9 protein-coding genes and 1 pseudogene are annotated in these 11,494 nt (G+C 65.8%); all 10 read right to left on the minus strand.

Features of this window, described 5'->3' with window-relative positions; translation table 11 throughout:
* Positions 1 to 391 (minus strand): annotated as a pseudogene (locus tag X803_RS22365) (YggS family pyridoxal phosphate enzyme); the annotation flags it as partial.
* Positions 384 to 1,100, minus strand: a complete 717-nt coding sequence (locus X803_RS0115150; protein WP_026545789.1) for a purine nucleoside phosphorylase YfiH/LACC1 family protein — start codon at positions 1,098 to 1,100, stop codon at positions 384 to 386. The gene X803_RS0115150 and the pseudogene X803_RS22365, both read right to left, overlap by 8 nt.
* A gap of 3 nt (positions 1,101 to 1,103) precedes the next feature.
* Positions 1,104 to 2,312: a cell division protein FtsZ gene (ftsZ, locus tag X803_RS0115155; protein WP_026545790.1), complete on the minus strand. Its 1,209-nt coding sequence runs from the start codon at positions 2,310 to 2,312 to the stop codon at positions 1,104 to 1,106.
* A 182-nt stretch (positions 2,313 to 2,494) separates the two neighbouring features.
* Entirely contained in the window at positions 2,495 to 3,394 is a 900-nt protein-coding gene (locus X803_RS20470) for a cell division protein FtsQ/DivIB (protein WP_051470805.1), read from the minus strand.
* Complete coding sequence (murC, locus tag X803_RS0115165; protein WP_026545791.1) at positions 3,391 to 4,794, minus strand: UDP-N-acetylmuramate--L-alanine ligase; 1,404 nt, start codon at positions 4,792 to 4,794, stop codon at positions 3,391 to 3,393. The genes X803_RS20470 and murC overlap by 4 nt, the downstream gene beginning before the upstream one ends.
* Positions 4,791 to 5,906, minus strand: a complete 1,116-nt coding sequence (gene murG, locus X803_RS0115170) for an undecaprenyldiphospho-muramoylpentapeptide beta-N-acetylglucosaminyltransferase (RefSeq protein WP_026545792.1) — start codon at positions 5,904 to 5,906, stop codon at positions 4,791 to 4,793. The genes murC and murG overlap by 4 nt, the downstream gene beginning before the upstream one ends.
* A 17-nt stretch (positions 5,907 to 5,923) precedes the next feature.
* Entirely contained in the window at positions 5,924 to 7,285 is a 1,362-nt protein-coding gene (ftsW, locus tag X803_RS20475; RefSeq protein WP_035779341.1) for a putative lipid II flippase FtsW, read from the minus strand.
* Positions 7,286 to 8,851 carry a UDP-N-acetylmuramoyl-L-alanine--D-glutamate ligase gene (murD, locus tag X803_RS0115180; RefSeq protein WP_026545793.1) on the minus strand — a complete coding sequence of 522 codons (1,566 nt, stop codon included), beginning with the start codon at positions 8,849 to 8,851 and terminating at the stop codon, positions 7,286 to 7,288.
* Positions 8,848 to 9,951, minus strand: a complete 1,104-nt coding sequence (gene mraY / locus X803_RS0115185; RefSeq protein WP_026545794.1) for a phospho-N-acetylmuramoyl-pentapeptide-transferase — start codon at positions 9,949 to 9,951, stop codon at positions 8,848 to 8,850. Before mraY ends, murD begins: the two co-directional genes overlap by 4 nt.
* Positions 9,948 to 11,468, minus strand: a complete 1,521-nt coding sequence (gene murF, locus X803_RS0115190) for a UDP-N-acetylmuramoyl-tripeptide--D-alanyl-D-alanine ligase (RefSeq protein ID WP_026545795.1) — start codon at positions 11,466 to 11,468, stop codon at positions 9,948 to 9,950. The genes mraY and murF overlap by 4 nt, the downstream gene beginning before the upstream one ends.
* Positions 11,469 to 11,494 lie beyond the last annotated feature (26 nt).

An 11,494-nucleotide genomic window follows, 5' to 3' on the forward strand; every position in this document is an offset into this window, starting at 1 on the left:
CCCCTGCCGGTCCGGACTGTTCGTGACGGCGGGCCATCGCTTTCTCGAGTGCGTTGACCAGGGGGATGCGGTCGACAGAGTGGACCGCATGCGCGTAATTGACAACCGATTTGGCCTTATTGGTCTGCAGCTGGCCGACGAAGTGCCAGCGCAGCTGCGGATCAGCAACAGCTTCGGCCTTCGCCGCGGCCTCCTGGTCCCGGTTCTCGCCCACGTCCCGCACCCCGAGTCCGGACAGCAACGCGACGTCGGACGGCGGAAAGAACTTGGTGACGACAATCAGCGTCGGCCTCTCGCTGCGGCCGCATGCCGCAAGAGCCTCATCGATCCGGCTGTTGACCCTGCGCAGATTGTCTTCGAGTTCAGCGCGCCTGGCGCCCGTGTCAGGCATCCCGCCACACCAGTCCGGCGAGCCGGCCCACCGGCCTGCCCTGGCCCACCGCACGATGCGAGAACAGCTGGTTGTTCTCAAGGGTGCAGAGGCTTCCACCGGCACCCAGCTCCTGCACGTCCACTCCCGCTTCTTCCAGCTGCCCCCGGACTCCGGCCGGCAGATCAAGCGCGGGGGAACCCCAGGAGGTGACACTGCGGGCAGGTGGAACAGTCCGGGACACCGTCTCCCGCATTTCCTCGGGGACCTCGTAGCACCGCCCGCAGACGGACGGTCCTATCCATGCTGAGACCGATACAGCGCCGCGCTTCCGCAACGCATCGACGGTGCGCCCCGCAATGTTGCCCTCGACTCCCTTCCGCCCGGCATGGACCACAGCTGTGACCGCGCCACCGCGGACGGTCGAACCAACGAGAACCACGGGAACACAATCAGCCACAAGCACCGCCAGCGCATCCTGCCCCGTGGAACTCATAAGGGCATCAGCGTCGGGTACACCGCCGGTTCCGGCCTCCTCGACCACAGTCGAGTGGGTCTGGTTCATGAAGTGCAGGGAGCCGGGTGCAATTCCCAATTCTGACTCAAGTGCGCGCCTGGAACGTGCGGCAGCATCCGGGTGGTCTCCGACGCGCAGCGCGAGGTTCCCCGCGCCGCGGTCGGTGAAGGCGACCCGGATGCCGGGCGCCACCTCCGACTGCCAGAAAAACACCCTTTACTTCAGGAAGTCGGGAACGTCCAGATCATCGGAGCGCCCGGTGGAATAATCCGGTTCGACAACAGCCGGAAGGTCGACGTCGAATCCAGCGTCGCCGGGCACGTCGTTGCCTCGTCCGTTGGACGAGTGTGACCACGACCCGTAGCCGGCACCCGCACCGGCGGCAACGGTCTGCGGGGCCGCTGCCGGCGCATGCTCGCGTCCGATAGCGGGAGCAGATGCGGGCTTGGCAGCAGGAGACGCCGGCTGCGAAGTGGCGTCCACCTGGTCGAAACCTGCCGCGATGACTGTCACACGTGCCTCGTCTCCGAGCGCGTCATCGATCACCGCACCGAAGATGATGTTTGCCTCGGGGTGCGCAACCTCCTGCACCAGCCGCGCAGCCTCGTTGATCTCGAACAGGCCGAGATCCGAACCGCCCTGAATGGAGAGGAGGACGCCGTGGGCGCCGTCGATGGAGGCTTCGAGGAGGGGCGAGGCGATGGCCAGTTCGGCAGCCTTCACGGCGCGGTCTTCACCGCGCGCCGATCCGATACCCATGAGAGCCGAGCCCGCGCCCTGCATGACTGACTTGACGTCAGCGAAGTCGAGGTTGATCAGGCCCGGGGTAGTGATGAGGTCGGTGATGCCCTGGACACCCGAGAGCAGCACCTGATCCGCTGAACGGAACGCGTCCAGCATGGACACGTTGCGGTCGCTGATGGACAGCAGGCGGTCATTCGGGATGACGATCAGGGTGTCCACCTCGTCCCGCAGCGTATCGATGCCCGTTTCCGCCTGGTTGGAACGACGACGGCCCTCGAAGGTGAAGGGCCTGGTCACAACGCCGATGGTCAGGGCTCCGAGCGAACGCGCGATCCGCGCGACGACCGGCGCACCACCGGTGCCGGTGCCGCCACCTTCACCGGCTGTCACGAAGACCATGTCTGCGCCGCGGATGACTTCCTCGATCTCCTCGGCGTGGTCTTCAGCCGCCTTGCGGCCGACCTCGGGGTCCGCGCCGGCGCCCAGGCCACGGGTAAGCTCACGGCCGACGTCGAGTTTCACATCGGCATCGCTCATGAGCAGTGCCTGCGCATCTGTGTTGATGGCGATGAACTCCACGCCGCGCAGGCCAACCTCGATCATTCGGTTGACGGCGTTCACGCCACCGCCGCCGATGCCGACGACCTTGATGACGGCCAAGTAATTCTGCGGTGCTGCCACGTCCTGTGTCCCTTGTTCGATCTGTGCGCTGGTTGGGTCTTATGGGCTGGGGGTTCCAACCTTCAACATGACGAACATTCACCTTCAACTTGAAAGTTAATGTTATGTCAAGTAGTTTCTTACTGAGACGCTAGGTGCATGGTCACCGGCATGCAATCACCAAGCCAGCGTGTCGGAAAACTTCACCGGGTTACCGGTCGTGATGGTGTGCTGACGTCATAGACCTTTACCGGCGGATCCTGCTCCGGGATGGTCAGGAGCGCCCCGATAACCCGCGACTTCTCGGCATTTTCCTCGGCACTGCCCCAGAAGATGGTCTTTCCGTCCGTCAGTTTCAGCTCGACCGAATCAATGGAGCCGGCAGAGGCGTGCACCAGGCGCTTCCTGATATCCGCGGGAAGGGCGGCAAGCACGTCCGCGATCGACGAAAAGACCTCGCTGTTCACGGCGTTTGTGCCACCGTCAATGAGCGGAAGCGCAGCGGATTCCCGGTCGGCCACGGTAGTCAGCTGCCTGCCCTCCGCGTCGATGAGTATGAACTTCCCGTCACTCTCCAGAACCGCGACCGGCGTCCGCTCGATCACGGTCACACTGAGCGTCGACGGCGGTGCTGCTGCCACGGAGACACCCTTGACCGGAGGAAATCCATCGAGGAGCACGCGGACGTCATCATCGCCGATGCGGGTCAGTGAGGTGCCGAGGAGGGGGGCCAGCGCAGCGGTAATCTGGTCCTCCGGGACCAGCTGGTTTCCCTGCACGTCAAGCGTCCGTACCGCCAGCGCGGGTGAGAACACCAGGTAGGCAATCAGTCCCGCAACAAGCGCAACGGTTCCAATGATGCCTGCCAGCCACCATTTCCTTCGACGGCGGCCCGGCGGCTCCGGGAACGCGATGACAGTGGCGGCGTCGTGATCGCGCTCGAGCAGCGCTATCGGAGCTTCCCTGGAGGCGGAGACCCGGTCCCCCTGCGGTCCGGCCGGGGGCTCGGACGGCAGGTTCTTCTCAGCGGTGATCGTCTCGACTGGAGCCAGGGGTGACTGTTTTCCGGGTATCCCCGGCTTGCGCGGACGGCGCGGTGTCACCGCACTCCCTCCTTCCGGGCCAGGAGCCCGACAATCCTAGGACCGAGGCGGGTGACGTCCCCTGCGCCCACGGTCAGGATGATGTCCCCGCGCCGGGCGGAATCGACAACCGACTGCAGCGCTTCATCGACGTCCGGCGCATACCCTCCGTCGGTGGTGAGCCGATCGCTGATCAGCCGGCTCGTGACGCCCTCCACCGGGTCCTCGCGCGCAGCATAGATATCCAGGACGCGGACCGTGTCGGCCAGGGACAGCGCGGCGGCAAACTCAGCAGCAAACTCCCGTGTCCGCGAGAACAGGTGCGGCTGGAATACCACGTGCACCGCGTACTGGCCCGCAACCGTCCGGGCGGCGTTCAGGGCCGCCGCGACCTCGGTGGGATGGTGGGCGTAGTCGTCAAAGACCCGGACGCCGGAACCCTCGCCCTTTGCCTCGAACCGCCGGGCCGCACCGGAGAACGAGGCGAGCCCGGCGGCGGCGGCTGCCGGATCGACTCCCAGCTCAAGGCCTACGGCAAAAGCCGCGGCCGCGTTCAGGACATTGTGCCGACCGGGCACGGCCAGCTGAAGTTCCTGCTGGCTGTCCAGTCCGTCGACCGAGAAGGAGAGAATGCTGTTCGACGTGCTGCCCACCGAACGGGTGTCGCTGATCCGGACGTCGGCGCCCGCGGTGTAGCCATACGTGCGCACCCGTCTCGACCCGGTGGTCCGGTCCGCCAGCGCCTTGGCGCCGTCGTCATCGTGGCACGCGACCAGCACGCCGTCCTCTGCGGGCAGCAGGGCCGCAAAGCGGTCGAAGGAGTCGAAGACGGCTTCAGCAGACCCGTAGTGGTCAAGATGGTCGGCCTCCACATTGGTGACTACGCCGATGCGGGGACGGTAGTTGAGGAATGAGCCGTCAGACTCGTCCGCCTCAGCCACGAAGACACTCCCCTCCGCCCACTCGGCATTGACACCCAGCGCCGCAACATCCCCTCCGATGGCAAACGACGGACTGGCCCCTGCAGCCTGCAGCATGACCGTGATCATCGCCGTCGTCGTCGTTTTTCCATGCGTGCCTGCAACGGCGACCACCAGGCGTCCATCCATCGCTGCTGCAAGAGCTTCTGAGCGGTGGAGGATACGCAGACCCCGCTCCTTCGCAGCGACGAGTTCCGGGTTGGTATCGCGGATCGCACTGGAGACCACCACGGTGTCCGCGGACCCCAGGTTCCCGGGGTCGTGGCCGACGTGCACGTCCGCTCCGAGGGCGGCCAGTGATTGCAGGCCGCGCGAGTCCGCTGCATCCGAACCGGAAACGGCCGCGCCGCGGCCAAGGAGCACACGGGCCACCGCGGACATCCCGGCGCCGCCGAGACCGATGAAATGGACCCTGCCGAGATTTTCAACGGCTGTACTCATGAGCGGCCTCCGGCTGCATCGATAATCAGGTTCGCCATGCGCTCATCTGCGTCGCGTACGCCGAGCGGCACCGTGGCCAGGGACATCTTCCGGAGGCGCCCGGAGTCCTGCAGCAGGGGAATGACTTCTGCGAGGAGCCAGTCAGCGGTCAGCTGCCCATCCTCGACCATGATCGCGGCGCCGGCGTCAACCAGTTCTGCTGCATTCCTCCGCTGCTCGCCGTTGCCGTGCGGCAGGGGCGCGAAAACAGCCGGCAACCCGACTGCCGCGACCTCGCTGACCGTCGCGGCGCCGGCCCGGGCAAGCAGCAGATCGGCGGCGGCGTACACCTTCTCCATGCCGTCCACATACTCGACCTGCCGGTAACCGGTGGCTGCCAGGAGCCCACCGTCTGCCGCCGTCGCCTGCTTGCCGCGCCCGGTGATGTGAAGCACCTGCACCTGCGCTCCGGTGTCGGCGATCCTGGGTGCCGCCGCTGCCACTGCACGGTTGATGCTGGCCGCGCCGGAGGAGCCGCCGGTCACGATGAGCGTTGCCAGGTCCGGGTCCAGGCCCAGCGCCGTCCGCGCGTCCCTGCGCGCCGCAGCACGGTCGAGGGTAGAGATCTCCGGCCGCATGGGCATACCGACCCACTGCTCCCCCGGCAGCCCGGTGTCCCGGAAGGCTACGGCTACGGTCCGGGCAATGCGGGCTCCCAGTCGGTTCGCGAGGCCGGGCCGGGCATTGGCCTCATGGATGACGACGGGCACGCGGCGGATCCACGCTGCAAGGTACAGCGGGGTGGAGACGTAGCCCCCGACCCCGACCACGACGTCGGCAGCGGCACCGTCGATGATTCTGAGTGCCTGCCGGACGGCGCGGACCAGGCGTACCGGAAGTTTGAAAAGGTCCACGGACAGGCTTCGCGGCATGGGAACCCGCTCGATGGTTTCGAGCCGGAATCCTGCTGCCGGGACCAGGCGGGTCTCCATCCCGGCGGCCGTCCCCACAGCCACTACCCGGGCGTCAGGCCGGGCTTCGACCAGGGCGCGGGCAATGGCCAGGAGAGGGCTGATGTGCCCTGCGGTGCCTCCGCCGGCAAGGACGACCGACAGGGAAGAGGATTCAGTCAATGGGCTCTCTTGCTCTTTCACTTGGTTTTCGCGGAGACGGGATCTGCGGATGAGGCTGTCCCCTGTGCCGCCGGCGGCATCCGCCGGGCAAACGCAAGGAGCACCCCGACGGCGGCAAGGGTGAAGGTGAGCGCCGAACCGCCGTAGGAGATAAACGGCAGCGGCACGCCGATGACCGGCAGGACACCGGTGACCATACCGATGTTCACGAAGGCCTGTCCGATCAGCCACACCAGGATGGATCCCATGAGAATGCGGACAAACGGGTCGGTGTAACGGCGGGCGACGCGCAGGGTGGCCACGGCCAGGATGCCGAACAGTGCGATCACGACAAGGGTGCCGATCAGACCGAATTCCTCACCGATGATGGCGAAGATGAAGTCGTTGTGCGCTTCGGGTATCCAGTTCCATTTCTGCCGGCTCTGACCGATACCGACACCCCACCATCCACCCGACGCCAGGGCAAACAGGCCCTGGTTGGATTGGAAGCAGGGGTCGGAGGCGGAGTCGCAGTTCAGTCGCAGCCACGCTTCAATGCGGGTGCTCCGGGTGCTGTTGAGCAGGATTGCGCCGAACGCTCCCGCGATCCCCACAAGACCGGCGATCGTGAACATCTTGATGGGGGCACCGGCGAAGAAGAGCGCCGCACCCATGATCATGCCGAGAATGATCGCCGTCCCGAGGTCACCGCCGAGCATGACGAGCAGGAGGATGACTCCCCCGAGCGGCGCCACGGGCACGAGGGCGTGCTTCCAGTCCCGGATGAGTCCACGCTTACGCTCAAGCACGGTGGCGCACCAGAGGGCAAGGGCGAGCTTTGCCGGCTCCGACGGCTGCAGGGACTGGTTGCCGATGCGGATCCAGTTCTGGTTGCCGTTGATGTTTTCGCCGATGAGCAGCACCAGCACCAGCAGAACGATGGCGACTCCCAGTCCGGGCCATGCCAGGAACTTGAAGACCCGGGGGCCCAATCTCGACAGCCCGAGCATGAGGGCCACACCGAGCACCGCATACATGCTCTGCTTGAAGAAAAAGTCGAAGACGATTGCGCCTTCGTCAGTGGGCTCCACAGTGGACGCCGCATTGGCGATCGACTCGACGGACGACGCCGAAAGCACCATCATGAGCCCGATCGCGGTCAGTGCCAGCGTGGCTCCGAGAATCATGTAATAGCTTGAGCCGCTGGTCTGCCGGTCCGAGCCTTCGAGAAAGCGCCACATCCGCGCGAAGGCGCCGAGGGCACCTTTTCCTTCGGTGCGCGGACCGGCTTCCACCGCCGCCGGCGCGGCCGGCGATGACCGCTTCGCGGTGCTGGTTCCGCTGGAGTGCTGCCGCACCGCCGGCTTCCGGCGTGACGGCCGGGTGGGCGTGCTGACCATTTACAACTCCTTAGCGGTGAATCCCTGCCCCTCCACAATCCCGCGGACCGCCTCGATGAAGGCGGCGCCGCGATGGGCATAGGAAGGAAACTGGTCCATCGACGCTGCCGCCGGCGCCATGAGCACAGTGTCGCCGTCCGCGGCGATGCGCAGCGCTTCGGTTACTGCCGCGCGCATGGCCTGGACGCCGTCTGACCCCGAGTGCTGGGACGGCAACTCGTCCTTACCAGTGTGACCCGCACCCAGCTCGATCACCGGAACATCCGGCGCGTGTCGGCGGAGAGCGGACGCTAGATCCGAACTGTCTCTGCCGATCAGTACTGCGGCCTTGAACCGGGAAGAGTTGTTCCGCACAAGCTCGTTGTAGTCCACGCCCTTGGAGAGTCCTCCGGCAATCCAGACCACGCTGTGGAAGGACGACAGAGCAGCATGGGCGGCGTGCGGGTTGGTCGCTTTGGAGTCGTTGATCCACAGAACCCCGTCCCGGGCGGCGACCAGCTCGATACGGTGTCCGGACGGCCGGTAGTTTCGGATGCCTTCACGCACCGCGGCCGGCGGGACCCCGGCTGCCCGTGCGAGGGCTGCCGCCGCGAGGGCGTTCGCGACGAGGTGGCGCGGCACCACTTCCCCAAGGTCCGTGACGGATGCCAGCTCGGCGGCTGAATCCTTGCGCTGTTCTATGTAGGCCCGGTCCACCAGCAGTTCATCCACCACGCCGAGCATGCTGATGGCGGGCGTATTGGTGGTGAAACCGATCGCCCGGCAGCCTTCCTGGACGTCAGCTTCTTCCACCATCCGCTCGGTGGCAGGATCTTCCGCGTTGTAGACGCAGGCCACGCGGGTGTTCTCATAGACCTTCGCCTTGGCTGCGCGGTACTCATCAAAGCCGCCATGCCAGTCCACGTGGTCTTCCGCGAGGTTCAGGCACACGCTGGCCAGCGGCTCGAGGCTGTAGCTCCAGTGCAGCTGAAAGCTCGAGAGCTCGACGGCAATGACGTCATAGCCCTGCGGGTCACGGATGGCGTCAAGGATCGGGGTTCCGACGTTCCCGGCCGCGATGGCGCGGAGCCCGGCGGCCCGGAGCATCGACTCGGCGAGTGTGACCGTGGTGGTCTTGCCGTTGGTGCCGGTGATTGTCACCCATTCAGCGGTCGGCCTGCCCTCGCGGGTGCGGACCCGCCAGGCAAGTTCAACGTCTCCCCAGATGGGGACGCCCGCGGCGTCGGCGGCTGCGAGCAGCGGTTGGGTTGGGCGCCAGCCGGGCGAGGTGACCACCAGCTCGGGCGTCTTCCCGTCAACGAGGGGCAGGGTGCGGGCGGCGTCTGCGCCGAGCAGCACGTCCACTGCGCCGACGATCCTGAGGGTGTCCGCTTTCGAGCGGTTTTCCTCGGAGTCGGTGGCGTCGCAGACCACCACCCGCGCACCCAGTTCGATCAGGGTGTCGGCGGCCGAAAAGCCCGACAGCCCGATCCCGGTCACCACCACCCGCAGCCCGGCCCAGTCTGCGTTCCAGGAGGTCAGGTCCGCAAGACGTTGGTGTGCCTCCCGCAGGTCATCCCCGCTCACAGCAGGACAACCCATTCAGCGTAGAAGATACCGAGCGCGACGGCCACGAACAGCCCGGCGAGAACCCAGAAGCGCACCACCACGGTGACCTCCTGCCAGCCCTTGAGCTCGAAATGATGCTGCAGCGGAGCCATCTTGAAGACCCGCTTGCCGCCGGAGAGCTTGAAGAACCCGACCTGGATGATGACGGACAGGGTGATCATGACGAACAGCCCGGCCATGATGACCAGGAGAAGCTGCGTGCGTGAGAGGATCGCGAACCCGGCGATTGCTCCTCCGATTGCCAGCGAACCGGTATCGCCCATGAAGATCTTGGCCGGAGACGTGTTCCACCAGAGGAAGCCGACCAGTGCGCCGCACATGGCGCCGGCTATCAGCGCAAGGTCCAGGGGATCGCGCACCTCGTAACAGATGTTCGCAGGGACATCCGGTGACGCGCAGCGCTGGTTGAACTGCCAGATGCCCATCAGCATGTAGGCACCGAAGACGAAGACCGATGCACCGGTCGCCAGCCCGTCCAGGCCGTCCGCCAGGTTCACGCCGTTCGTGGCGGCGGTGATGATCAGGTTTGACCAGAGGATGAAGAGGATCGCGCCGACCAGTGAGCCTGCAAAGGCGAGGTCGAAGGCTGTGTCCCGCACAAAGGAGATAGCCGTGGAGGCCGGCGTGCGGCCGTTCTCATCCGGGAAATTGAGGGCAAGGATGGCGAACAGTATGCCCACCATGGTCTGACCGATGATCTTCGCCGGCGCACTGAGACCCAGGCTGCGCTGTTTGGAGATCTTGATGTAGTCGTCGAAGAAGCCGACGACGCCCATGCCGACGGTGACCATGAGCAGCAGCAGGCCGGAGGCTGTCGGACCGTCAGAAACACCCGCGGCGCCCATGATGAGGTGCGTGGCGAAGTAGGCGGTCACCACGGACCCCACGATCACGGCACCGCCCATGGTGGGCGTGCCGCGCTTGGTGTGGTGCGCCGTGGGTCCGTCGTCCCGGATGAACTGGCCGTAGCTCTTGCTCACGAGGAGCCTGATGAACAGGGGTGTTCCGATGAGGGCGAGGAGAAGGGCGGACGCTGAGGCAATCAGCAGCGCGATCACAGCGAGGGGCCCCCTTGATTTCCTGGACCGGGTCCATCCGGTTCAGCCTGTGGCCCCGGGTCAGCCTCGGGCACCGCCGTCGATTTGTCTGACGCCAATGCTAGCCGATCGCCCAGATGGCGCAGACCGGCGCCATTGGATGATTTGACGAGAACGAGGTCGCCCGGCTGCAGTTCATGGCTCAGGATGTCCTCCGCCTCGGAGACGTTCTGCACAAACAGCGCTTCATCTCCCCATGATCCTTCCAGTACTGCGCCGGTGTGGATCGCCTTTGCCCCGTCTCCGACGACGAGCAGCTTGGAGATATTCAGCCGGACGGCAACCCGGCCGAGCCCGTCATGGGCGCTGACGGAGTCATCCCCCAGCTCCAGCATCTCGCCCAGCACAGCCCAGGTGCGCCTGCCGCGTCCGAGTTCAGCAAGCGTGGCGAGAGCCGCCCGCATGGATTCCGGGTTCGCGTTATAGGCATCGTTGATGACCGTCACGCCGTCCGGCCTGTCGGTGCGCTCCATGCGCCAGCGGCTGATGGCGCGTGCGCCGCTCAGCCCGGCTGCGATCCGCTCGCCCGGGATGCCGAGGACGTGGGCGGCAGATGCAGCGGCGAGGAGGTTGGTGATGTGGTGCCGGCCGATCAGCAGCGGCCTCACCTCGTGGCGTCCCCCGCCGGGAAGAGCCAGCGTGAAGCATGGATTGCCCTCGACGGACAAGGTCACGTCCTCTGCACGGATGGCAGTACCGGCAGCGTCGAACGTAGAGTCTTCGGTGAAGAAAACAATGCGTGCCTGTGTCTGCGCGGCCATTGCGCTGACACGTGCGTCGTCCCCGTTGAGAATGGCGGTGCCGTGGGGACCCAGCGACCGGGGCAGTTCACCCTTGGCCTGGGCGATCCGTTCAACACCGCCGAACTCTCCGGCGTGCGCCGAACCGACACACAGTACGATTCCGATGTCCGGCTTCACCATGGATGCCAGGTAGTCGATGTGCCCGACGCCGGTGGCCCCCATCTCGATAACGAGATAGCGGGTGCCGTATTCCGCCGAGAATACGGTCAGGGGAACCCCGATTTCGCCGTTGTATGACCCGACCGGGGCCACCGTGGGCGCTTCTGCGCGCAGCAGCTGAGCGAGTACATCCTTGGTTGTTGTCTTTCCCGCAGAGCCGGTAATGCCGATCACTGTCAGCGGTGAGTGCGCACGCAGCCGGCGCACTACTTCGCCGGCGAGCCGGCCCATGGCCTCCACTACGTCAGGTACGACGACGGCGGGATATTCTGCGCCGTCGTCGTCCGTGACGACCCTCTCCACAAGAGCGAGAGCCGCCCCCCGGGAAAAGGCGCTGCCGACGAAACGGTGGCCGTCGGTGGATTCGCCCGGCTTGGCGATGAAGAGACCGCCCGGAAGGCTTTCGCGGGAATCCGTGGTGGCTGACGAAACCACAAGGGAAGCGGCTTCCTGAGCCGTTTTCGAGAGCGTTCCGCCCGTGACTGCCGCGATCTCGGCTGCGCTGAATTCAATCATGACGATCTAGGATTCTATCCTGTTGC

This window comes from Arthrobacter sp. 35/47, from assembly GCF_000520475.1.
Classification (GTDB): domain Bacteria; phylum Actinomycetota; class Actinomycetes; order Actinomycetales; family Micrococcaceae; genus Arthrobacter_D; species Arthrobacter_D subterraneus.

Bases quoted from the DNA above. Each gene is read 5' to 3' on its own strand.
- murC (WP_026545791.1), bottom strand. From the start codon at position 4,794: ATGAGTACAGCCGTTGAAAATCTCGGCAGGGTCCATTTCATCGGTCTC.
- ftsW (WP_035779341.1), bottom strand. From the start codon at position 7,285: ATGGTCAGCACGCCCACCCGGCCGTCACGCCGGAAGCCGGCGGTGCGG.
- murF (WP_026545795.1), bottom strand. From the start codon at position 11,468: ATGATTGAATTCAGCGCAGCCGAGATCGCGGCAGTCACGGGCGGAACG.